Consider the following 25,351-nt stretch of genomic DNA (forward strand, 5'->3'; position numbering starts at 1 on the left):
GGTTCCTTTTTTCTTCGCTGTGATCTTACCTTTTGCATTTACCGTCGCAATCTTTTTATTGCTTGTCTTATATGTAACCTTCTTTGAAGCCTTTCCGGTTACTGTTACCTTTGATTTTAAGGTAAATGTCTTTCCTTTTTTCAGTGTCAGTTGTTTTGCCGGCAGGTTTGTAACCGCTACAGATTTTACTTTACCGGTTGCCGCACTTACTTCCACATCCGGAACCGTAAGTATGGAAACCGCTACTGCTGCTGCGATCACAATTGCCAGGATACGTTTTAGCATTGACATTTTCGTATGTTTTTTCATAAAATAGTCTCCCCTTTTATTTATTGAGCCACTACATGGGCGGTTACCATATTGGCCCGTGTAGTATTTGTAACTGATATCTTAAGAGTTGCCTGATAAGTCACACCATCTTTCTCCGCGGTACCGGTCAGTGTATAATTACCAACCGCCAGATAGAGGTATCCGCCTTTGCCCTGTACAACTCCATTCTCATCCTGCCACTCTCCCATTTCGCTAAGATCTGCAAAATCCGTATTATCCGATACGACAGTCTGCTGATATACAGGAAGAGCAAACGTAACTTCATTCGTAGCTGCAGCACTTACATAGTAATCACTTGCATAGACTCCTGTTCCGCCTCTTTCATCCTCAATCGAGATATCATAGACTCCTTCCGGTACATAGCTGTATATTGCCATTCCATCTTCAATCTCCCCGACCTCTCGTGCATAGCTGATCTCACTGTATGAATTATCCTTCCACTGGGATTTAAGTCTGCACAAATAAGTATCTATACCGGTATATTTGATCTTATTTCCATCCAGATCGGTAGCTGTAACACTGAGCAGGACTCCCGGCTTTATAACAAAGGTTACTGTACAGTATGTGAAAACACTGGCATCCCTGCTGTCAGAGATCTTTATCTTCATGGTATATTCACCAGCCTGATCTGTATCAATCGAACAATACTGTACTCCGGTTGTTGACATCACCAAATCCAGACAATCTGCTTTTGACACAACTTCATATTTGTAACTGCCATTACCACCAATAGGACTTATCTGTGCTCCATACTTTACTGTATAAGTTCCATTTGGTTTGTTTGGAGCTGGAAAACTCAGGCATCCATATTTTGTAATATCCTGTGCTATGACTGCCCTTTCATCATATACTTTCCATACCTTGATATAATGAATCTTATTTCCAAATTCATCTACGACATCAACCTTTGTCTCCCAGATTCCTGTCTCTTTCAAGGTACCATAAAACTGCAGATAACCGGATTGGTCTGCGTCATCTACCACCTTATACGAAAGACCGGTTGGAAGATTGCTTACTGTATATACAGCATAGCCCTGTACATCCGGATCATAAACTCCTGAAGTATCTAAGGAACTGGTCCCTACCACTGTTCCTTTCTTACGTCGTACTTCCGATCTTATTGTTATCTCTGTCGGCTTTGTCCGATATGTCAGTTCTTTTGTACTGTTTAATGTCGGAACAGATACCTGAACAATATCTCCATTATAAAAAATATCCTGTTTGTCCAGATAAAGCTTATATGTAATGTTATTTGTTGTTTCCAGATGATCAATCACACATTTTCTTACAAAGTTCCCGTATCCATATACCTTACTGGATACTGCAAAATCCGATGTCTGTAATATTTTTGCCTTATTTAATGTCACCTGGATCACTGCTTTATTCACAATACCCACGTTCCGGATCACAACCGGTACTTCCGGAACAACCGGAGTCACCGCTGCTTTCTTTACAGTGATCTTACAGGCTGCTTTCTTACCGGAACCATCCTTTGCTGTCGCTGTGATCGTAGTGGTTCCCGCTTTCTTTGCCTTTACGACACCTTTGCTCGTAACGGTTGCAACCTTGGTATTTGAACTTTTCCAAATGATTCCTTTATTGCTTGGTTTCTTTGGTGAAAGGGTTGTCTTTAAGGTCAGTGATTTACCGACATTTAAGTTTGCCTTTGTCTTATTTAACTTCACCTTTGTAACCGGGGTACCAACTGTCACCTTGATCTTACAGGTCTTTTTCTTATCTGCTTTGGAGTAAACGGTGATCGTAGCGGTTCCCTTCTTCTTTGCCGTGATCTTACCCTTTGCATTTACAGTTGCAACTTTCTTGTTACTCGATTTATATGCGACCTTTTTGGAAATCTTTCCTGTCGCTGTTACCTTTGTCTTTAAGGTAAAGGATTTTCCTTTTTTTAAGGTTAACTGCTTTGCCGGCAGATTCGTAACCGCTATGGTTTTGATCTTACCACCGGCTGCATAGCTCTCTGTCTGTGGGACAGTAAGAATGGATACTGCAACTGCGATCGCTATCACCCATGCCAGAAATCTTTTCACAGACAAATTATATCGTCTTTCTTTCATCTATACTCTCCTTCTGTAGATTCCCTAATCTATTCTCATACGAACCTTATTCTTTGACATATGCATATGCGGTCGTATTACTTCCGTTCACCGTCACATCCAGATAAAAATTATAAATTTCACCACTTATACTCTTTCGACAGGTTAAATGATGAGTTCCATTTTCCAGATAAACGGTTTTGGTCGATCCATAATAACTTCCATCCGAAACATCCTGCCAATTGCCAAAACCGGTTATATTTTTCACTGCATCCGGTACATCCGGGTCCAGCTCTATAGTAACCTTATATACCGGGAGTGTGACATCAAATGACCAGACCGGATGCACATCATCTGTTCCATATGCCGCTTTCTGAGTCTTCAGATTATAAACAGTAGTACCTACTGTTCCACTATAACTGGATACCGTAACATCATAAGTACCGGCTTCCAGATCATCCATTAAAATGACTCCATCCTTACTAACACCATTCCATCTGCCGCTTACCTCATCCGTATACTCGGCATATTCATTTTGGTTCTTCATAGTGAATTGAAAACTGGTCAGTGGATCGCCATTTGCATCTTTTACTTTTCCCTGTAAATAACCGCCTTCTATAATTTTTAGTGTAAGAGTTCCTGTGCTTGTCATAGAAGTGTCTGTCTTATCTGTCGCACGGATACGAAGCTTGTAGGTTCCGGTTGACAGTTTTGGGGATGATACCTGTATCCCGGCTCCACCGTTGATGAGTGAAGAAACTGCTAATGCAGCACTGTCACTTTCTTCTCGTAAAATCTCATATGTATAATCGCTCGTATCAGTACCGTTTCCGCCATATACCTTAAGCTGTGGAAGCGTAGTTCCCCATGCAGTTGTCAGAACCTTTTCCGCATCCTTTACAAGCAGTTCCGTTCCATCATAAACCAGCCAGATGATAGTCATACTGAATTTGTTACCAAGTTCATCTTCATAGACTAATTTACTTGTATATTTCCCTTGCTTTGTCACGTTACCGTTAAATTTAAGTGTACGTGTGGCAGCAGCTGTCTTGATCTGATATTTAACCCCTGCCGGCAGTCCGCTGACAGAGCAATTGGAGTAGCCCTTTCCAAGTGTCTGACTCTTATCAACAGAATCTCCAAGTTTGTATACATATGTTTCTGATTTTTCTATCGTATAAGTTTCATCCCGATAGATACATTCTCTTGACAGATTTAATTTTGGAACTACTACTTTTATATAGGAGTTTTTCTGTAACACCGAATCTCCTGTAAGCTTAATCTTATAAGTAAGCGAATCCGTTGTTGTTATCTGTCCGATCGTATACTGTTTCAGATAGTCTGCACTTTCATATTTCTTTGCCCATACCTGAAAGTCCGAAGCCGTGAGTGCTGCCTGCTTTGTTAATGTAATGGTTAACAGATCCGGCTGTGCTATATTCAGGCTCTTAACGATCAGTGGTTCTTCCGGTGTCGGGATTGGTATGATCGAAGCTGCTTTCTTCACTGTAATCTTACAGGTGGCTTTCTTACCGGAACCATCCTTTGCTGTTGCTGTGATCGTAACGGTTCCTTCCTTCTTTGCCTTTACGACACCTTTGCTGGTTACAGTTGCAACCTTCTTATTGGATGACTTCCATACGACTGCCTTGCTGCTGGCTTTCTTCGGTGTAACCGTTGCCTTTAAGGTCTGCTTTTTGCCAATTGTCATCGTGGACTTGGTCTTGTTCAGCTTTACCTTGGTAACCGGTGTACCGACTGTCACTGTGACCGTGCATTTTTTCTTCTTATCTGCCTTTGAGATCACATAGATCTTAGCGGTTCCTTTTTTCTTCGCTGTGATCTTACCTTTTGCATTTACCGTCGCAATCTTTTTATTGCTTGTCTTATATGTAACCTTCTTTGAAGCCTTTCCGGTTACTGTTACCTTTGATTTTAAGGTAAATGTCTTTCCTTTTTTTAGTGTCAGTTGTTTTGCCGGCAGGTTTGTGACTGCCACCGTTTTTACCTTGCCACCGGCTGCATACGATTCCTGTACCGGCACTGTCAGGATCGAGACAGCTACCGCAAATGCCAGAGTCACGACAAAAATCCTTTTTATCATTGTTGTTCTTCCGTTTTTCATTCATACCTCCCTGTAAAAATACCTTGTTTTTATGTTATTCTGCGTCTTTTCCTGCTATATAGACATATAGTTTCATTATATCTGACGCCCAACATAAAAACAAGGTAACGCATTCTATTTATACAAAATATCCAGTTGTTTTTGTGCAGTTTTACACCAAACGAACGGCACTGCAACAAACACCGGAGCCACATTGTAAATGACCTGCTGTGCTTTCGATTCGAAGTAAATGCCCTATTTGTAAATACTCCTGTGCCAACTCGCCTCCGGCTCAAACAGGCACCCGTATTTACAGGCAATTTACTTCTCTTGTCGAAATGCTCGCGGATGTCATCTTACAATGTGGCTCCGGTGTTTGTTGTAGTGCCTGTTAATTTCTATATAAAATATATAAGCTCCAAATCTTTAAATTTAATCTCACTTATTTATTTTCCGTTGTGACATATCACAACTTGTAATTACATTACGAAGTCAATCATAATTACACCTGCTGGGCTTTATAACATAAAAATATGATGCCCTTTATAATATGACATTTGCGAGCATTTCGACTGAAAAAGCACATTGTCAGTAAATACGGGTGCCTGTTTGAGCCGAAGGCGAGTTGGCACAGGAGTATTTACGAATAAGACATGTGCTTTGAGTCGAAAGCGCAGCAAGTCATTTATAGAGGGCATCATATTTATGTCATAATTCTAGCAGGTGTATTCCTACTTATCTTCGGCAACTGTTATTACAAGCTGGGATACATCGTAGCCGGTTTTTCTGGTTACGATGTCTTCCACCTGTGCCCGTTCGGTGTCGGACAGGTTTGCAACAGGAAGTGTAACATCGACGGTATCATCATTTACGGTTACGATGCAGTCGGTATAGCCTTTTGCTGTCAAGACGGTTTCCGCATCCGTCTCTTTTTCAATCGTATCAGTAAGTTTAACGTAGCTGCTTACTGCTTCATCTTTTGCTGCGCTGTCCATGGTTTCATCATTGATGATTGCAAGCAATGCTTCTTTACTTTTTGCCCGGTTCTGCTCCCTGTTCAGCTTTGCAGTTGCGAGATTCGTTCTCATTGCCTGTGCACTGGTAAGGACTGCTTCCCCTATGTCTTCTTCATCACTGTTTAACTCCACATTTTCCTCTAAAGCCGCCTGTTCCAGATATGTAGGATCGATATTCTCCGATGCAGCTTCTCCGCCTGCTTCTGTATTATCCGCAGCTCCCATCGTTTCTTTATTTGCCTGATCTGTAAGCTCTTTTTCTGAAGTATCGGAAACGTCAGCTTTCTCACTATCATAGCTGATAACTTCAGCATCCGCATTTGTCTCCTTTGCCTTTTGCCGCAACAGGTCGTCTCTTTTTCCTGCATTGAAATTCAGATAGCCTGCAACTCCGATCATAACCGACAGGGCAAATATCACCAGACGGTTTTTCTTAAAGATTTTTTTCTTCATTCATATCCTCCATGCTTTATTCTTGTTCTAATACAACTATCTTATGCGCCGGAACATCAAATAATGCCTGCACGGCTTCGGTTATTTTTATCGTAATCGTCGGATCGGAAGCCCCCGTACAACTGACCAGAACTCCCTCAATCTCCGGCTCCAGTATTTTGCTCACATAGGGATATTCGCCGCTGTCTGCGTTTGTCATAACAGAAGCCTCACTTCTGTTTTTCTGGCTGCTGCCGTCGGATTCGCTTTCAGACTTCGTCACATCTTTTTCTATAATTTTTTCACCGCCATCTTTTAATGTGATCATGACACTTACCGTTCCGACGCCCTTCACCTGAGACAATATCCCCCGCAACTTCTCCTCCTGAAATACTATATAGTCTTCATAGCCGCTGTTCGCCGATAATATTTCACCGGAAGTTTCCTGTCCATTGTCCGTATCAGCCTCCCCGTTCTGTTGTTTTCCAGTCACTCCACCAGACGTTTTATCCTGCTTCGTTCCGGTTAAAGCATCAAGTCCGGAAAATCTGTTTTCCTTATCAGACGGCCAGAGAATGACCAGCAGACAAATACCTGCAAGCAAAATTCCCATGCACTTTCGAAGTGCCGCATTTTTGTCTTTTTTCAATTCCTGCAGCTTCTGTTTGATGTTATTCCATATTCCTTCCATGCTCTCTCACTCCATTATATGTAACATGTCCGCTTTTAGTACATGTTATTTTGTCTGATATCCATTTACAAATATTTCTATCCTGTCCTCACTGATCTTATATTCTTTTGCGATCTCCTGACGGAGATTTGCCGCATCCATGGTTGTATCTGTTGTGCTGCCTGATGTTGTAGAAACAACATCAACCTTAACCGCTGTGACCGTATAACTCTCATCAAAGGTAATCGTTACCTTACTATCCAATTGAAATGTATCACGCAAATGATCTTCGATCATAGTCTCCATGACATCTGTATAATATGCAACATCGCCATTTCCCGGTGCGCCTGCAACAGATTCATAGTAATAATCAAAGCTTAGAATGTCGTTCAAGCCTCCCGCACTTAATACAGGTGTCAGAACAATGATCGCCAGTACAAAACCAACCGCCGTCTGCATATATTTTCTGTATTTCTCATCCGGAAGCAAGAAAAATACCAGCGAGGAGAATAATATAAAAAGGACGATATTTTTGATCCAAGCTAACAACATATAGCGCTCCTTTCCAATAATTGCCACCAAACGGCTATACATGTGCCTGAATGGACAACTTGACTTACCAATGTTCCATCCAGACACATGCATAACCATCCCCTACCTCGCAAGCAACGTCATAAGTGTGAGGGAGATGATAAATAAAAAGGAAGCACACCAGATGCCACGCAGCATCAAACCGATGGTCTGTGCCATAATGTTAATGCCGTCGGAAAACCGTTTATCTCCCAAGGGCTGCACAAATGCGGATACGATACGGAGAGTCAGATAGATCACCGCGATTTTGGTAACCGGCAGAAGCACTGCCAGCAATACGACGACCGCGCCCGCAATTCCGATAGCATTTTTCAAAACCATACCCGAACCGAGCAGGATATCCGAGACGTTCTTAACCGTATTTCCCCCCGGCAGCATCCCGAACGCTTTTAAGACGGCATTTCGTTCCAGCTTGTCCACAGATGGAACGATCACACCCTTTATCACATTCATTCCGGTTACAACTGCAAACATGGTTTTCAGGATCCATCCTGCAATATTCCTCAACAATGTAACTGTCCTTGAAAAATGATCCTCGGCATTTAACTTATTCACCAGTCCGACCACCCCACTGCATTTGGCAAGCGGAAATACGATCTGAATAATCACCTTCTCACACAGAAAAATGATCAGCATCGTGATCTGATAGGTAAATTCTGCCGTGCCTGCACCATTTGTATAGGAGACAGCCAACGTATAAGCAGGTATAAAAGTGATCATCAGATCCGTAAGATCCGAGACTGCCGACACCGCTATATTGGAAACGATCGCAAACATTCCGAGCAGGATGGATACCACCATCAGATAGGTGACAAAGAAGCCGTTTCCACCTACCATCTTTCCAAACTTTCCGGACAGATTCGTGAACACCGAACCCAGAATGACAACGGCAAGAAGCTGAAGGAGCAGGCGATTATTGCTTTTTATCTCTCCTGTAAGTGTCTGCTGTATGGTTTTCAGACTATAGTCAAGCAGTCCCTGAAGGTCTCCGTTTCGTATATAGGATACGACCTCCCGAAAAGAGAGTCCTGCCTGTTCTTCTGTCAGCATGTCCATCTCGTCAAAAGCGTTTTCGTCAAGTCCCAGATCCGTCTCATCGACATCTGAGGTAGCTGCCCTGCTGGTCTGCCCGCCAAAACACACCACAGATAATAGGATCGTGAACGCCATTACGCCTGCTATAATCATTTTCGCTTTTTGTCCTCTCATAGTTCTACCCCATCAGACGAACAACCATATCGATCACATGGAACAGGATCGGCAGACTCATCACCACCATTGTCACCCGTCCGGCAAGCTCAATATGCGAAGCGATCGCACCATAGCCTGCGTCCTTACAGATATTTGTCGCAAATTCACAGATATAGGAAATGCCAAGCATCTTAAGCAGGATCGATATATACTCCATATTGATATTGATGTATCCGGTGATGCGGTCGATGGAATCCAGTACATTTCCAAGTCTTCCTATGATAAAGCTGACAATAAATAAACACGCTCCAATACTTAAGAGCGTGCTGTATTCTGCATTCATTTTCTTTAGTTTTATCGCTACTAAAACGACCAGAACCGATGCCATACATACCGTAACAAGACTCATGCCTTTTCTCCCCTATCCACCGATATTTACAAGCTTCATAATGTCATTAAAGAATTCTACGATATATGGAATGATCCAAGAAAGTACAAGAATCAGTCCTGCCAGATTCAGCAGGAATGCCAGCTCGTCCTTCCCCGAATGCTTTAATATCTGATTCAACAGTGCTACAAGGATTCCTACCGCACCTATCTTCAATAATAACTGTATCGTCATAAGCTCCTGCCACCCTTACCCTATCAGTATTATCAAAAAGATCCCTCCGAGTAATCCAAGTGATCTGGATACCTTATTTATCCTGCGTGCCCTGTCCTTTTGTTCCTCATACTCTGCCTGCATGTTCTGTTCCCACAGCTTCAGATTCCTGATCTGCATATCGACATCCATATAACACAGCCACTTTCCAAGCTCTTTTACCGCACCGATCTGTGCGTCCGTCAGATAGCTGTGTTCCATCAGACTTCCGATACTACCTGTCCAGATCTGCTCAAAAGAAGAAGCATATTCTTCCGTCCGGAACTGCAAAGCCAGCCCGGCAAGCCAGTCTCCGATCCTTCCCCCTGCTTTATCCGATCCTTCCCGAATGATCTCAGTGATCTCCGATGCACTGTATGCCAGATGCCCATTTGCCATCCGGACAAATATCAGAAGCTCGTAGATATCTTCCACTCGCCGGTTTTGATAAACTCCTATCGTCTTTCCTATCCCATAGGAAGCTGCGACCACCAGAAGCATTCCAAGAATCTTTATATATAACATATGTACGCCTCCCTGCACTTATGACAGTTCTGCTACAGCCGCTTCATTTTCATATGCCGATGTCAGGCGTTCATCCTCTGCCATAAAGAGAACACTTCCCCGATCGTCAAATATCGTCCGGATCTCTCCTGTCCGTTTGCGATTGCTCAGCACGATATATCGTTCAAATATCCTCTCATCGACCAGCTTCCGAAGTCCCGGACGATTTCTGATATCATCAATGGAATTGCCATGTACGGTTGCGATCAGCTTACAGCCGCAGTTGATCACGCTGTAGATCGCATCGATATCTTCCCGGCTGCCAATCTCATCCACCGCTATGATCTGCGGTGACATCGAACGGATCAGCATCAGCATTCCATATGATTTTGGACAACAGTCAAGAATATCCGTCCGTATGCCGATATCATTTTGTGGTACGCCTTTATAACAGGCTCCGATCTCAGATCGTTCATCTACGACACCGATAGTATTTCCTTTGAATCCTGGAAATCCATCCGACAACATCCGGATCATATCTCTAAGAAGTGTGGTTTTGCCACATCGCGGTGGGGAAATGATCAGTGTATGAAATGTCTCATTTCCATTTATTATGTACGGAAGAACCTTCTTACAGCATCCCTTAACCTGATGTGACAAACGGATATTGATAAATGATATATGTCTGACACTCTTGATCATTCCAGATTCCAGAATGACTTTTCCTGCAAGCCCTACACGATGTCCCCCTTGAATCGTTATAAATCCCTGCCGGATCTCATCCTCATATGCATAGAGTGAATAGTTACTGATATATTCCAGCGTTTCCCTTATATCGGCAGGTGCTACCATATATGCTTTCTTACATTCTGTGGTTCGCTTTCCCTTCTCCGTCACAAAATATTCCCGATTATCATAGATCACGATCAAGGGTTCATTCATCCTAAGCCTTATCTCCTGAAGCTTGTTATAATCATATATCTCACTCGAAAATATTCTCCTTAACGCTACGGATAATATCTTCAATATTTCATTCTCTCTGCTTTTTTCCAAACTGATCCACCTCATGCATATGTCATCTGTAACCATTTTCACCTGTCAGTTCCATCATCTGCCAATACTCGAAAAGCATCTGCTTTTCTGATATGATCTGATACCTAAAGTAGGCTGTTACACACTTCTGATAGTTATAATGTATGCATGACAAATGAAAATTAGAACAAAAAAATACCACATTTCTTTCTGAATTTTTCAGAGTGAAATGTGGTATCTGCTTTTACAGATTATCGTATAAATCTTCGGTAAAAGTCAGGCTTCCCCGATATCCCGCATATGTCCGGTTAAATACCAGCCGTTCATTCATCGGGAAGGAGGTCAGTATAAACTGGCAATCCTTTGTCAATGCCACTTCGCGGTCATTGCTGCTGCCATACTGTTGATCTGTTGACCCTGCCGAGCCTGCTCTCACGCACACTGGAATATTGAACGTTTGCCATGTTTGCTACCTCTCTTTAGGTTCGTTATTTTATAATTATTAAATGACGTACTGATCTACCATCAGGTTGTTTTGCCAATCGACGAGATCGGCTAATGTGATGCCCTCTAATACATCCTGTATTGCCTGGTCAAGTTTCTCCCAGATCAGTACACTGACACACATACTTCTGTTTTCGCAATAGGCTGCGTTAGCGCCTACACAGTCAGCAGGTGCCAGACTTCCTTCTACCGTTTCTAATATCTGCCTCACCGTATAATTCTCCGGTGAAGCATATAACATGTATCCTCCACGCGCTCCACGGATACTTTTTACCAGTGATGCCTTATTTAATATTGCAACGATCTGCTCCAGATATTTGTCTGAAATATGCTGTCTTCTTGCAATATCCTTTATCTTAACCGGCTCACCATTATAATAGGTGGCCAGATCCAACATCAGTTTTATCGCATATCTTCCTTTTGTTGATATCTTCATCTTGACCTCCCTGTCGTTGTTATCTGATTCAAATGATTCCATACATCTGTACATCATCTGAATCTCATCTACTTTTTCTGCAAACATGATAAATTATCATTTTGCATTATAGTATACTATTTCTATAGGTTTTATCAAGTACAAATTTATTTTTTATGGCAATCCATCCGGTGTTCCACATCCACAGCCACTATGACCACCATGTCCACCACAACAGCCTGCTTCTGTATGATCACCTTTGATGTTACGCCCGGTCGCTCCTCCACATCATTGATCGTCCGCTCACAAAAACGGCATCCGATGTTGCATCCCGGACTCACCGGCATATGAATCCGCCCGGCATTATTTTTCTGTCCTCCAAAACACGGATGTGAGTTCTGAAGATCCTTATATGTATTGCTTCCCATTTACTTCACCTCGTTTATCCTGAACCATAAAAAAGACTTTGTCCAAAACAGCTGCTCTCTTTATATCCCCAAAGAGCCTGCTGTTTCAGGCAAAGCCTTTTTCATTGTATTATATTTTCTCTTTCATCTTCTTAATGATCTCTTCATTTGCAGTACTTACTTTGCGTACTCAAAAAATCCGGAATCCGCGGATTTATTATAGATTGCATAACAGTCAAGTGTTGCTGATCCATCAGCACTTTCCTGCCACCAGGAAAGGAATGCTTCCGGCAATTCTGAGACAGGTGCATCCGGAGTGTAGAAATAGATCTCCGTTCCACTGTCCATGCCGGATGGTTCACCCGCTTTATAACGGATACCATCTTCGATTTTTTCCTCATCTTCTGCTACTTTCACGCTATCCAGAGTCATCGAATATGTATAATCGTTTACCTTCTTGATATCTTTGAACTGTCCGCTGAAATTACAAACATATACGGTTCCATTTGGGTATTCATTCTCATCTCGTTCTCCCATTTCGGAATCAGAAAATGCTCCTGTAAATGATCCATCCTGTGATAATGTTAATGTTGTACTCCATCCACCGGCTCCACTGCTAAAGATCATGTCTATCGGATATGTACCAGGCAGAGCGGATACAGCTTCTTCCTGTAATTCTGCTGTAGAAGTACCTACCTCTGTAGCACCGGCATCTTCTTCGGAAGAAGCCGCTTCAGTGGTCTGTGTCTCAGTCTTAGCTTCTGTGCTGGCTGCCTCTGTTGTCTGCGCTTCCATCCCGGCTTCTGTACTGGCTGCCTCTGTTGCCTGTGCTTCCGTCTTCTCTGTCGTTGCTTCGGTTGATACCTCGGTTGTTCCTTTGTTCTTTTCTGTTGACTCTGAGTCTGCGCCATTGCATCCTGCCAGCAAACTAACTGCAAATGTTGCCGCAAGTGCTACCGTCATAATCTTTCCCGACCTGGTTCTATTCTTTCTCATACCTTACAATCCTCCTGCATTCATCTGTAAATACGTTTCTGGAATTCTTATTGTGAATCTCATCACAATGCTTTTCTTCGGCTGTTTTTCGAATATACAAAGTATATGTCCGTTATCTGATTTTGTCAGCTTAATTATTCTTTATAGATGTTGCATTTCGTTTACGATTGTTACGGTTCTTTAACCAATCTTTGAACTCCGGCAAAGTCTTTCTTCCGGCTTCTGTAACCGGCTTCACCCATTTGCCTGATCTGGTATAGGCAAGCTCGATTGCCAGGCGCACCAGTTCATCCGTATATACAAATGAAAATACCGCGAGGAAAGGCAGATGTAAGACCATACCTGCGATCCACGTTGCCGGAACGCTGACTAAGAATAAACCGCCAATCTCCACATAGGTTCCGACTCTCGTCTCGCCTGCTGCCCGGTATCCCTCATTCATAATATAGTTACAGGTTCGAACCGCACCGAAGAACAAGTAAATGTATAACATATACATGCCATACCGAAGTGCCTGATCACCCAGTCCAAATAAGCCAAACAATGGTTCATGTAATAACGCACAGATCAACACGATTCCGAAAGTAACTGCCGGGCAGAACAATGCCGACCGCTTCATAAACCGATATGCCCCCTTATGGTCACCGGCACCGACAGACTGTCCGATCACAACGCTGGTTGCATTTGATAAGCCGCCAAAAAATGCATAAACAAAGCCCTCGCATACACGGAAAGCTGCCATGGCGGCGATCGCAGATTCATTCTGGTGTCCGATCACGATATTGATCAGCATTTGTCCAACTCCATAAAACAATTCGTTACAGAGGATTGGAAATGCATTTGCCAGATATACCCTGATAAATCCGCCATGGAATAAGAACATCTGACTCAGACGAATCCGCACCTTACATTCCGAACGCAGCAGGTAGATAAGCAGCAATATTAAATTGATGATCGCAGATGCAAGTGTTCCGACTGCCGCACCGGCAGCCCCCATTTTCGGTGCGCCGAATTTACCATATATCAACACGAAGTTCAAGCAGAAGTTCACTACCAGTCCTACGATGGAACAGATTAGTGGTGCTTTCACCCGCTCTGTGGAACGGAGCAGGAAGCTGATAAGTACAGCAAATACCTGAAGCGGATATGCCCATCCGACAATCCGCATATATGGCTTTCCGATCTGGATAAATACTTCTTTATCTGTATATACACCCAGTAAAAATTCCGGTCTGATAATACAAAGGGATGCAAATGCAAATCCTACGATTGCCATACAGATGAAAGTGATACCGAATGTACGATTAATTCCCTTTTCATCATCTGCTCCCCAGTACTGGGAGAAAAACAGGATCGATGCGCTGGCAAATCCCCAGTAGCAGCTGAAGAACAGCGAGCTGATCTGCGAACAGATACCAACTGCTGCCACGCACGACTCTCCCAGCCTTCCAATCATGATCGTATCGACCATACTGGCTGTTGTAGTTAATAAATTCTGTAATGCGATGGGAAATGCAATCGTTAACATCACATACAGAAAAGATTTTTTATTTTTCATTTGTTTGTTGTCCTTTTCATAAGTCTTTATAAGTCACTTCCTCTTACTGTACTCTATCATTGAAGGAAAGGCAAGTATCAATCATTATGATAAGGACTATATTACCCCTTAAGCTTCAGCGCATTTAATATATCCACATAGACATCCCCTGCGCCTGTGATCATCAGCAGCTGGGTCTCACTCATATCTAAAAATGCATCCAGTGAATCACACACCCGAAGCATCGTCCATACCTGCTGCAGACTCCGAAACAGAGAATTATAAAATACATCTCTGGTTGTATATTTCATACCATCAAACAGCCTTGCTGTAACCATCCGGATATTTTCCGTCCGTTTATTCAATTTGTCCAGCTTCTTTTCCTGCGACGGGTCAATTGCATGATAAGTAACACGCAATATGCTCTCTAAAAATGTCTCAGTCATCATCCGGTCCGTCAGGAAATCGTACTCCGGCATACAGATACTCATTGCAATAACCGGTTTCTTCCCCGGTGTATAATCCTGTATATGATTTCCCTCTTTGTCGTATAGGGCAAGTACGCCTTTCTCTTTTAAACGGAGCTTATGCCATAGGATCTGTTCCTGTGCATACAGCATCCCCGCACCAAGTGCGCTAAGAACATCCACATCATTTGCCTGCTCATAACTGCCCGGAAGCGGACATTTCTTGAGTTCCACAAACATCACCCGCTCGTTTCCTTCCAAGATCATATCGCAATCCCGTTCCGGCAGATCTCCATCCTGTCTATACTCCCCTGTGATATATGGAAAATGCTTCTCACGAAACATCCGATAAACCATTTGCTCCAGAAGTTTGCCTTGATGTTTGCTGAACACCGAGCCTCGTTTCGCATATATGATCTGAAACATCACTTCATAAAACGCATACCCTTCCATTCTGCCATCCAGACAGAAATATGTATCAGTATCCAATCGGACAAACGGCTTCTTCCAACTAGTTGTCGCATCCAGATAATAAGAAAAATCAACATTTACAAGTTCCGCATCCATTGCAACATCCTGCAGGATCTGGTCTAATTTGTATGAACTGATGCCAAGCCGGTCTGCCAGTTCCTCCCTTTTAAATATCCTCGGTCCCTTTGCCTCTTCCATCACATACATGGCAAATTCCAGATAATTGCAAAATGAATAGACTCTTACCTTCTCTCTGCCTGCGCCATAGCACGGTTCCAGCATATTCTTTAAAAGAAGTCTGACATACTCCGGATGATATTGTCTTGGTATACATAACTTTTCAAAGCAAAGATTTTTTGCCAGCTTATATGGGAAATCCTCTATCTCTGCATAGACATCCTCCCATACCATATATCCCTGAAGCTGCAGGACTTCCAGATAATCCTGTGCCAGTTGGATCAACTCCTGATATCTATGCTCTCTATATGCGTCTGTAAATATGAATTCTGATTTAAGATATTTTAAAGACAACTGCAGCAAATACTGATATGGGGTTCTTGTTCTGATCGTTTTTCTTTCGCCAAGCGATCTTTTATTCCGATAGATCAGATATCTTCCGAGCCTCTCATGATACCGGGCAGATATCTCCCGATCAAATAACTGCCGGATCACATACATTCCGCCAAGCTCTTTTACCCGTCTTTCCAATTTCGCAACCAGCCTCTGCTCAGAATCCCCATCAAACTCCGGTTCCCCATTTACAATATGAAATGAAAATCCTTCATTTATCAGATTCTTTATTGATCCGATCAAAACTTTTGTCTCTTCTGATACCTTTGGCGCATATTGCTTATTTGCCTTTTTCGATGCCTTATAAAGATGTCCGGCAGCCTCCATGACCTGCGGCAGATCATCCATCTTGAAATAGGTTCCATTGGGCAGATATGCCAGCATATGTCCAAGAATTTCCATCTCAAGCTGCAGATCCATATGATTTATTGCTTCCTCAAGCTGTAACTGCACAATCACCTGGCGAAAATCAATACTCCGGAACCAGATTCCTTCATACGCCTTTTCTCTGGCCTCTTCCCGCTTGTCTATATTATTTGTTTTCCCGTCGTCGATGAATGGCGCCAGACTTTTTATAGCTACTTCGCATTCATCTATTAACCGATTATTATCCAGCCATGTGTGGGTGCGGAACTGGGCAGCTAATTTTAATGCGGCCTGATATAGGTTGTTGAATGTTTTGGTGTTTGGTTGCATGGTTGTCCTTTGTTTTTTCTACTTTTTATAAATCTTCTGCCTTATATATCGTATAACCTTCATAATAATAACTATGATCTATACCCTTCATATACACTTCTCTATCATCAATCCTATCTGTCAAAGCCTGTTTTAAGATATACTTTATCTCAATATCTTTAATTGAGCTTCTCTCCATAGCGAGCAAATAATCTTCTTTATCAACTGTACTCCAGTCAATTACCTTTTTCAGCTCTCTCTTCAAAATTAAATTCAGCCATATTCGTGTGCTTCGTCCATTTCCTTCTCGAAATGGATGCACAACATTCATCTCTACATATTTTTCTATAATCTCATCAAATGTTGACTGTGGCATCTTCTCAACATTTTCTATTGCTGCCTGCAAATACATAACCGGAGCATATCTGAAATTACCTTTTGCAATATTTACGTTTCTTATTTTGCCTGCAAAATCATAGATTTCATCAAATAAATATCTATGAATTGCCGCCAGCATCTGAAAAGATCCAGCTTCATAAGCATCCAGATATCCATTTTCAAATAATTCTACGGCTTTTTTCTTGCTAATCTTTTCTTCCATTCTAGCCAGTTCTGTAGAATCCGTAATATTAAGTTTATTTTCTAAAGCCATCAGATATCCTTTCCTGTTATATTATAAAATGTATTATAATTTTGCTGCTGCAACATATAACAATTATATTCTGTTTGCATATGCACCAGAAACATTCTGCTATATTTATTATAGCATAATTCGTATATTCTTCTATTCAACATTTAAATTATAAAGAATGAAATATTTCTAATTTGTCTTGATCAATGTATAATCATTTGCCGAATATCTGTCTTCAAGTTCAACACACAAATCAAGTTCCACTTTTTCACATATCTCATTCAAAGACCAAATCGTAAAATTATAATCTCTGCTCTCCCACTTTGATACCATTCCCTGAGTGACGCCCATAAAAGTTGCAAACTCTTTCTGCGTCATTCCCTTATCAAGTCGTTTTCTCTCAATTGTTGCAAAAATTCTGGCCAGTTCAACAGTCGATTTTAAATCCGTTTTTGACAAACCATCCACTACCCAACTGGTTGGTTTTGCCTTTGCTATCTTCTCTGCCATTCCCATGACTCATATTCCTCCGTATTTCATTCAGTAATCTTTTTTAGCATAAAATTACTTATAGGTAATATTTTTAACTAAAAAATTCCTTCAATAACAAATTTCTTTGAAATCTAATAGCATATTACTTTTTTCATTTTTCATACATATTTATGTTTATTTGTGTTTATGAGATTATGACTATTCTGAATAATCCCTTATATTTTAATGTTCTATTATCATCTAATTGCTCAAATAAAAATCCTGGAAATATTAGCTCTGTTCATTAATATTTCAACGCCCAAGTCGCACCACCCATATCATTTAATAATGCTACACTGGCATAATATTCTTTTGAAAAATATATACCACATAAGCACTTTTCTAAAATTCATTAATTAACTAATCATATCCTTCCTTTCCAAGTACTTTCAATTTTGCTTCTAATTGAGTAAATGTAAAAGTATCATCAAAATATTTTACTCATCGAAAGCTTATCAAATTCTGGCTTAACCTCAGTTTCTCAAAATAAATATATTGCATCATTATGAATAACCTAACAAGTTTTTTGAATAGTCGTTTTTCAGCACTTTTTCTAAATGCATCTATTTTGTTCTTACAACTTAAACCATTTTCACCATTGTCTGTCACGAATCATATATGCTTTAATTGTTTCAATACCGAACATATAATTTAATTTTGTAATATCTTTACATCATACAGTAATCATTTTCCATTTATGCTATTCTACAATTTATCGCATACATAATTCTAATCTTCCTTTATTGCTTCCTCAAAAAAATCAAACGCAATATTATATATTACTTCATCATCTGCAGATATAGTTCTTGTATGTGCCCCAGCCGATCTTGATTTATTCAAAACATCCATATATGCTTCAAATTTGGTTTTATCAGGAAATAATTTCTCATAATATTTCCAATCTTTTTCCATAATAATTTTTATCTGTGAAAAATATAATTCTTGGATCGCATCTTTTAAACTAACCGCATTAATCATTTTTGTTTTCTGAGTTGAATCCTGCGTTGTTTTATCAACCATTGCTATCAATTGGTCTTTTGCTTTTTTCCCATACTTGGATTTTAGCGAAAACTGTATTAATTCTCGTAATCCTTCTTCTATATTATCCCTTCTAATATTAATCCTTGCCCTCTTATCTTTTTGTTCTGTCAATGTTGCATCATACACAAATTTACTTTTTATATAATCTTCAATAGATTTTATTCGTATAAAATATTCGCCATTTTCTTTTTCTATTATACAATATCCAATTAAATGCTGTATTCCTATATTTCCTAATGCTATTTCTTTTCTAAATGATTCTCGTCCATCTAATGCAAGTCTTTTCAGCAACTCAAATTCTCCTGGATAATAATTCTCTATTACTCCAAGAATCTGTTCAATCACACTTGTCATTCCTTGTTTATATTCATCACATTTTAATGAATAACTATTCCTTGTAACTACTGTTGGGCGCCTTACATGTCTGGCATTTAAATCATTATTTATTTTGCTACAAACTTGTCGAGTTAAAAATGGATGTCCGCCATAATCCTCCATCAATTTACCATACACGGTGTCTTCAAAAGATATACCCAATCTTCCTCCTATACTTGATATCATATTTTTTATATCATCATATTCAAAAAGAGTAGTATATATTGGGTTTATCATTCCAAATATAGGATTATCATACCCATTTATCAATGGGGTTTCAACGCACATTGGATTAACTCCAGCAATGGTAAATGCTAAATATTCACTATGCATTTGCAACAATGCTCGTATAGTCTGCCAAAAATATAACGAATCATTTTCCTCTCTCCACCACTTTGCAGGCGAAGTCGAGAAACTTATACTCTCAATCTCATCTAATATAACGAGAATCCGGTTTTTCCCAAATATATTATATATTCTACTTATATCATTATGAAAACTTTGCACAGCATTCTTTTCATTGTATCTGTCTTCTCCTAAGTCAAAATTAATTTTGCTATATTCACTTTCTCTTTCATCTTCAGTATTATAACCAGCATACTGATCAACAATATCTATAATAATATATTTCAATAATTCATTCCATCTGTGATGATGTAATCCAGAACAATCAAAATAAACTGCAATACCACCAGAATCATCTACACGAAGTTTCAACAAATTAAGGATTGATGTTTTTCCTATTCTTCTCAATCCAAACAAGCCCCCAGCCTCTCCCTGTTTATATCGCGCATACAATTCAGATATAATATTAGTTCTATCTTTTCCAAAAAATAACATGTCATTTTTTAAAGGACTCGCTATACCAAATAAATCTTTCTCATATAAAAATTCTCTCATTCTATTGCTCAATGTATTTTCATCAAAAGAATTATTTAGTTCTTCTATATAAAAAGGAACAATAAGTCTGGCATCTGGATTTTCAACTCTATCCCTTTTTATAATATTTACTATATCTATATCCCCATCTATAAGAAAACAAGTTACTTTATCTAATCTATTTTTAAATTCTGTATTCGTTACCAACATATAGTCTATGAAATCTTTTGTTCTACTTTTAAAATCTTTCATTCCATCCGTACAACATACTACTAGAATTTCATTTCCCAAATTATACATACTTTTCATTACTTCCGTAGGTTTAAAAAAACATACAGGATATCCCGAACTTTTAAATTGTATTACTCTTGAAAATGTAATCAACCCAAATTTAGCCAACGTTTTTATGGCTCTTATCATCGATACATTTCCCTTTATATCTATTGGTTTTCCTTTTATTGTAGCAAATCCTATTTGAGTATTCATAGTTATATATCCCCCTATCTAAACTTATCATAATTATATTTTTCTCAACTAAACAATTAGTTTTATCCAAACATTCATAATTGGAAAATTCAGTGTTTATTTATCTTCTTCAAAAGTTTGTCTTTCATAGCAAGTCTACTTTACGTTATATAAAATATATTTATTCAAAACTTTTACTGTTTATTTTTAATATAGATGATACATCACATAAATTATAAATTTTATTACCTTCTGTTAGAAATTGAAAGTCAACTGACATTTTAAAACACTCACCTAATACATTTTCCATTCTATATGTAAACGATATAGAATCAATCTCCTTATTAATTATTTTTTTTACCAAATCATATTTAGTTGCATACACGCATATAAGAGTAGCTCCTGGTTTAATGTCACAAGCCCGACATATCCATCCCTCATTTATATTTAGCTCACCATTTGTTTTTATATCCCTACAATTAAAATTCCTAATATTCTTCTCTCCATCGTTTTTAAATATATGCAAAAATGTATAATACTGATTAAAAATTTCTTTATTTGAAAGTAAATGCACATATGGATCTGTATCACAAGTACTAATTTGAAAAACATCATTTTGTATATCAAATATTTTTTCAAATTCTTCATTATTAAAATTATAATAAATACAATCCATATTTGTTAATATCGGATGGTATTTCGCTGCTTCTATTTTTGAATTCAAATCAATCAATGAAACACTTTTAGTTGTTAATTCTTTCATCTCTTCCTGTAAATTTAAAAATCTTTTTTCAGATTGATCAGATAATTCTTTATATCTTTTATTTTGGTAAAAAGCAATACCTCCCAGCACTATCGTTCCAATTGCTCCAAGATATGAGCCTATAAATCCGAACCATGTTTCTCTTGAAAGATAAATATGCAAATTAAACGGCCAAGAACTTTCATTTAAAATAATTCTTTCAAATATAAATGGTAAAATAATAATCAATGTGACAATTATTATTGCAAAAACTATATTTTTAAATACTCTATTATTTACTTTATTTTCTTTTCGCATTCTACTCCAACATCATCTATTTTATATAACGATTTTTTTATTTTATGGATTATAAATTAGAACAATATTTATTAAGACCTACATAAAAGAAATCCCCCTCTTTATTCGATACTATATTTTGATATTACCCTCATTCATATACAAAGTCAACATTCATCAATATAAAAATCTCCAAATTTCCATTTCATTATCTGCTGCTGTCAATTTATTTTTTCTTCTTGTACAACTACTTTTATTTTTCTTCCACTTTTTGTCCTTACCATTTTCATACACAAATTCCTTTTCATCTTCATAATTCATTAGTATATCCCCATAACATCCTGAAATTATTTCCATATACTCTAAATGCACGATAACACTCACATCCTCCACCACTCCGGATGGCTGACATACCACTGAATCGTTTTCTTGATGCCATCTTCAAACTTCGTCTCCGGCAACCAGCCAAGCTCCTTATATATCTTTGACGCATCAATTGCATACCGCAGATCATGTCCTTTCCGATCCGCCACATAAGTGATCAGGCTCTCCGGTTTATTCAATTCTTTGCAGATCAAACGGACAATATCAATATTTCGCAGCTCATTATGTCCACCAACATTATAAATTTCTCCCGGAGTTCCGGCATGAATAATCCGGTCGACCGCTTTGCAATGATCCTCTACATATATCCAATCCCGGACATTTATACCTTGTCCGTATACCGGAAGCGGCTGATCTGCCAATGCCCGTGTTATCATTAGTGGAATCAACTTCTCCGTAAACTGATATGGTCCGTAGTTATTGGAACATCTGCTGATCGTCACCGGAAGTCCATAGGTTCTGTAATAAGACATAGCAAGCAGATCCGCTGCGACCTTTGAACTGCTATATGGCGAACTGGTACATAATGGCGTTTCTTCCGTAAATAACAGATCCGGTCTGTCAAGCGGCAAATCTCCGTATACTTCGTCCGTGCTGATCTGATGAAACCGCCCCACCTGATACTTGATACACGCATCCATCAAAACCGCTGTTCCTTTTATATTGGTATCAAGAAAAATTTCCGGCGACTCAATAGAACGATCCACATGTGACTCCGCAGCAAAATTTACAACCACATCCGGATGTTCCTCTTCAAACACCTTATAAACAGCATTCCGGTCACATATATCTGCCTTATAAAAACGGAAATTCGCTTCCTCCATAAGCGGTTGTAATGTTGCAAGATTCCCCGCATAGGTAAGCTTATCCAAACAAATAATCCTGTAGTCCGGATATTTTCTCTTCATGTAAAATATAAAATTACTGCCTATGAATCCGGCTCCACCGGTCACTATTATTGTTTTGATTCTCATATGTCTATCCCATCATGTATATATTTTATGTATGACTTTCAGTTACTCTCAGTAGAACTTTGAAATCAAATATCTTTGTTCTCCGCTTCTGAAGCCACACATTTATACAATGCATAAGCTCCAAGCGTGAAACCATCATCAATCTTCCCTTTATTTATCCAGGACGTCAACTCACGGTCACTAAGCTGTTCAATGGCTACTATGCCTTCATGATCCTCGACCAATTCCACTGAATCTATATCGACACTGTACACATATGCACATCCGCCGGTCAATCCGCTGTCAGCAACAATCCGTCCAAGAAATACCGGTGATTTCGTGATGACAGCATGGATTTCCTCCTGTAACTCACGGATCGCATTGTCAGCAGGAGTCTTGTCATCCACCTCTGCAAATCCCCTTGGGAAAGCATATTGCATACGTCGAATCGCATGCCGATACTGCTTTAACAACACAAATGTTCCTTTATATCTCGCAATGATCACAACACCATTTTTACCTGTTGGTAGTACACGCTCATATGGGAAAATGCCATTTTCGCCCTCAATTGGATCTACGATCATAGTATTGTATTTGCTCTGATATACCAATCCATACTTCCGGTGAAATAATTCTTCCTGCCGGATCAATTGTGCGGTCAGATCACTATCTTCCACATTCGCAATAGGATAAATGGAAGATTCAGCAAAACACTTTTTAGGTTCTGGTTCTGATTTGCGTAATGCCCGATATTTCTTTAATTCTGCCGGACAAATATAGGGAATCGTTTTCCCTACATTATATGGTTCTGTCTGTTCTGTCTGCACCTTGTCTGAACAAGAATAGGCTGTAAATTTACGCTGGCAGATCCGCCATCCATCTACAACTGACTCTCTGATCTTTGCCAGAGCATCTGATAATGGTAAGAGCCTAGGAAATTTCAAAGAAATTATCGTTGAAAGCATCTCTGTTACAAACAACCAGACAATTGTCTCAATCACACTGAGCAGTGCTGTATTAAAGGAAATAATCCCTTCCATCATACTTTGTAATTTATTGAATCCAAGCTCAATGCCACATGCCACAATAATGCAAAGCGCAGCCATTCCAAACCCATGTGCAATTTTTCCTATTATATTTCTCTTATTCTGCCTGCGTTGCTCCTCATCCTTATATTCATAACGATAAACAACCTGGTCATTCGTTTCATCTGCACGCCCAGCCTGTGAATAATCGATATATTCTACAAGACGGACTACACGGTCTAACTGCTTATATAATTGATCATCCTTGTCAGCAAACGACTCAAACTTATTTGTCTCATCCGTTAAGAAACGATCCTTCGCTCCTGCTCCATTCCTCCAAGTTTTAGCAAATCTGCCAAAGAAATCCACACAGAAGCTTGACTTGTCCCCTGATTCCCGCCAAAGTTCATCCACATTATAATGCTTGGAAATATTGCAAATACTATTCTCACATGCATAATTATAACAAAGATCAACTATAACCTCTGCATACTGATATGAAAGTTCATCTGCACTACTTTCAGGTACAGTCTGCCATGCTTTTTTAATTTCACGAATATATACTGAACGATTATTATTATTTTTTTGCCAGGCTTCCAATTTCTCCAATATTCCAAGTGAACGCCGAAAGGCTTCCGCATCTACATTTATCAGTTTATCATCCGGAAGATCTTTAAAAGCTAAAACAGCAGCCATGAAATTTACAAATTTCAACTCTTTATATTCCGATTCATTTCTTGGATCCAAATAAATATCAGGCAGCATACTGATTCGCAATACCGTTGACAGTAAACCTCTCAGATTCTTTAAAATATTCTGGTATGTTCCTAATTGATAATTACGATCCTTCTCGGACAGATAATCAACAGGCTGTTCCTCCCCATTTATTACTTCCACAAATAAATCTTCCAGCTTATCTTTTTCCCGGTCATCCAAATTATCTTTTGTATATTCATTCAATTCTGAAAGATCGGAGTATGTCAAACAACGTTTCATCAAGGCAAGCAGACGTTTCTGGCTATATTTAATCGGAATTGCTGAATATATAAATTCCTTATCCGCATCAATCGAATTCAACAAATACTGGGAAACGGTACGGATATCTCCAAACCGGGAAATACGGATGGCACCCATTTCAAATAACCGGATCAACTTCTCTTCATATTTATCATTACAAAGCAGGCTGAAAAAGCCGCGCGAATCAACCAACTGGTTGTATGTCATAACAACCACATTTCCGTTTAAAACAATCTCGTCTAATAAGGCATTCTGTGCAATCTCAATCTCCTCATCTGTTTTTCGAACAGAATCCAATTCAAATAAATATACATTTTTTCTTATCTGTGGTTTTCTTTTATCTTTCATAATAATGTATCCTACTCTCTCGTTCATTCTACAATAAGTGGCTCAAAAAGATGTTGC

At 39.4% G+C, this 25,351-nt stretch carries 24 protein-coding genes; all 24 read right to left on the bottom strand.

Annotation, left to right across the window (positions count from 1 at the left end; translation table 11 throughout):
- A partial coding sequence (locus OCV60_RS05190) for an Ig-like domain-containing protein (RefSeq protein ID WP_262529636.1) occupies positions 1 to 309 on the bottom strand: 309 nt, incomplete at its 3' end.
- A gap of 20 nt (positions 310 to 329) precedes the next feature.
- A complete protein-coding gene (locus OCV60_RS05195) occupies positions 330 to 2,405 on the bottom strand; it encodes an Ig-like domain-containing protein (protein ID WP_262529638.1) in 2,076 nt (691 codons plus the stop codon).
- A gap of 46 nt (positions 2,406 to 2,451) precedes the next feature.
- On the bottom strand, positions 2,452 to 4,509 hold the full coding sequence (locus OCV60_RS05200; protein WP_021944761.1) for an Ig-like domain-containing protein: 2,058 nt from the start codon (positions 4,507 to 4,509) through the stop codon (positions 2,452 to 2,454).
- Positions 4,510 to 5,219: 710 nt separating this feature from the next.
- Entirely contained in the window at positions 5,220 to 5,957 is a 738-nt protein-coding gene (locus OCV60_RS05205) for a SpoIIIAH-like family protein (protein ID WP_021944762.1), read from the bottom strand.
- A gap of 16 nt (positions 5,958 to 5,973) precedes the next feature.
- Positions 5,974 to 6,627, bottom strand: a complete 654-nt coding sequence (locus OCV60_RS05210) for a stage III sporulation protein AG (protein ID WP_021944763.1) — start codon at positions 6,625 to 6,627, stop codon at positions 5,974 to 5,976.
- Between the two features lie 45 nt (positions 6,628 to 6,672).
- On the bottom strand, positions 6,673 to 7,158 hold the full coding sequence (locus OCV60_RS05215; RefSeq protein ID WP_021944764.1) for a stage III sporulation protein AF: 486 nt from the start codon (positions 7,156 to 7,158) through the stop codon (positions 6,673 to 6,675).
- Positions 7,159 to 7,260: 102 nt separating this feature from the next.
- A complete protein-coding gene (locus tag OCV60_RS05220; protein ID WP_262529640.1) occupies positions 7,261 to 8,406 on the bottom strand; it encodes a stage III sporulation protein AE in 1,146 nt (381 codons plus the stop codon).
- A 4-nt stretch (positions 8,407 to 8,410) separates the two neighbouring features.
- The gene (locus OCV60_RS05225) at positions 8,411 to 8,797 is read right to left on the bottom strand and encodes a SpoIIIAC/SpoIIIAD family protein (RefSeq protein WP_021944766.1); all 387 of its coding nucleotides are present in this window, start codon (positions 8,795 to 8,797) and stop codon (positions 8,411 to 8,413) included.
- Between the two features lie 12 nt (positions 8,798 to 8,809).
- On the bottom strand, positions 8,810 to 9,010 hold the full coding sequence (gene spoIIIAC, locus OCV60_RS05230; protein WP_008401466.1) for a stage III sporulation protein AC: 201 nt from the start codon (positions 9,008 to 9,010) through the stop codon (positions 8,810 to 8,812).
- 15 nt (positions 9,011 to 9,025) lie between these two features.
- Positions 9,026 to 9,553 carry a stage III sporulation protein AB gene (locus OCV60_RS05235; protein WP_021944767.1) on the bottom strand — a complete coding sequence of 176 codons (528 nt, stop codon included), beginning with the start codon at positions 9,551 to 9,553 and terminating at the stop codon, positions 9,026 to 9,028.
- Positions 9,554 to 9,571: 18 nt separating this feature from the next.
- Positions 9,572 to 10,600 carry a stage III sporulation protein AA gene (gene spoIIIAA / locus OCV60_RS05240; protein ID WP_416810451.1) on the bottom strand — a complete coding sequence of 343 codons (1,029 nt, stop codon included), beginning with the start codon at positions 10,598 to 10,600 and terminating at the stop codon, positions 9,572 to 9,574.
- A 208-nt stretch (positions 10,601 to 10,808) separates the two neighbouring features.
- Complete coding sequence (locus OCV60_RS05245; RefSeq protein ID WP_262529642.1) at positions 10,809 to 11,000, bottom strand: hypothetical protein; 192 nt, start codon at positions 10,998 to 11,000, stop codon at positions 10,809 to 10,811.
- 66 nt (positions 11,001 to 11,066) lie between these two features.
- Positions 11,067 to 11,504, bottom strand: a complete 438-nt coding sequence (locus tag OCV60_RS05250; RefSeq protein ID WP_021944769.1) for an RrF2 family transcriptional regulator — start codon at positions 11,502 to 11,504, stop codon at positions 11,067 to 11,069.
- A gap of 146 nt (positions 11,505 to 11,650) precedes the next feature.
- Complete coding sequence (locus OCV60_RS05255; protein ID WP_021944770.1) at positions 11,651 to 11,911, bottom strand: hypothetical protein; 261 nt, start codon at positions 11,909 to 11,911, stop codon at positions 11,651 to 11,653.
- A 156-nt stretch (positions 11,912 to 12,067) separates the two neighbouring features.
- On the bottom strand, positions 12,068 to 12,886 hold the full coding sequence (locus OCV60_RS05260) for a hypothetical protein (protein WP_021944771.1): 819 nt from the start codon (positions 12,884 to 12,886) through the stop codon (positions 12,068 to 12,070).
- A gap of 130 nt (positions 12,887 to 13,016) precedes the next feature.
- A complete protein-coding gene (locus tag OCV60_RS05265; RefSeq protein ID WP_262529645.1) occupies positions 13,017 to 14,444 on the bottom strand; it encodes an MATE family efflux transporter in 1,428 nt (475 codons plus the stop codon).
- A 101-nt stretch (positions 14,445 to 14,545) separates the two neighbouring features.
- Positions 14,546 to 16,627, bottom strand: a complete 2,082-nt coding sequence (locus tag OCV60_RS05270) for a hypothetical protein (protein ID WP_262529647.1) — start codon at positions 16,625 to 16,627, stop codon at positions 14,546 to 14,548.
- A 25-nt stretch (positions 16,628 to 16,652) separates the two neighbouring features.
- Complete coding sequence (gene fic / locus OCV60_RS05275) at positions 16,653 to 17,258, bottom strand: protein adenylyltransferase Fic (RefSeq protein ID WP_262529649.1); 606 nt, start codon at positions 17,256 to 17,258, stop codon at positions 16,653 to 16,655.
- 168 nt (positions 17,259 to 17,426) lie between these two features.
- The gene (locus OCV60_RS05280; RefSeq protein WP_262529651.1) at positions 17,427 to 17,747 is read right to left on the bottom strand and encodes a helix-turn-helix domain-containing protein; all 321 of its coding nucleotides are present in this window, start codon (positions 17,745 to 17,747) and stop codon (positions 17,427 to 17,429) included.
- A 750-nt stretch (positions 17,748 to 18,497) separates the two neighbouring features.
- Entirely contained in the window at positions 18,498 to 20,549 is a 2,052-nt protein-coding gene (locus OCV60_RS05285) for an ATP-binding protein (RefSeq protein ID WP_021944897.1), read from the bottom strand.
- Between the two features lie 160 nt (positions 20,550 to 20,709).
- Positions 20,710 to 21,588, bottom strand: coding sequence for a hypothetical protein (locus tag OCV60_RS05290; RefSeq protein WP_021944896.1), 879 nt, complete (start codon positions 21,586 to 21,588; stop codon positions 20,710 to 20,712).
- 156 nt (positions 21,589 to 21,744) lie between these two features.
- Entirely contained in the window at positions 21,745 to 21,951 is a 207-nt protein-coding gene (locus OCV60_RS05295) for a hypothetical protein (protein ID WP_021944895.1), read from the bottom strand.
- Complete coding sequence (gene rfbB, locus OCV60_RS05300; protein ID WP_262529652.1) at positions 21,948 to 22,925, bottom strand: dTDP-glucose 4,6-dehydratase; 978 nt, start codon at positions 22,923 to 22,925, stop codon at positions 21,948 to 21,950. Before rfbB ends, OCV60_RS05295 begins: the two co-directional genes overlap by 4 nt.
- A gap of 65 nt (positions 22,926 to 22,990) precedes the next feature.
- Positions 22,991 to 25,294: an NUDIX hydrolase gene (locus OCV60_RS05305; RefSeq protein WP_262529655.1), complete on the bottom strand. Its 2,304-nt coding sequence runs from the start codon at positions 25,292 to 25,294 to the stop codon at positions 22,991 to 22,993.
- Positions 25,295 to 25,351 lie beyond the last annotated feature (57 nt).

Origin of the sequence: Coprococcus ammoniilyticus (genome assembly GCF_025567345.1) — a bacterium.
GTDB lineage: Bacteria > Bacillota > Clostridia > Lachnospirales > Lachnospiraceae > Coprococcus > Coprococcus ammoniilyticus.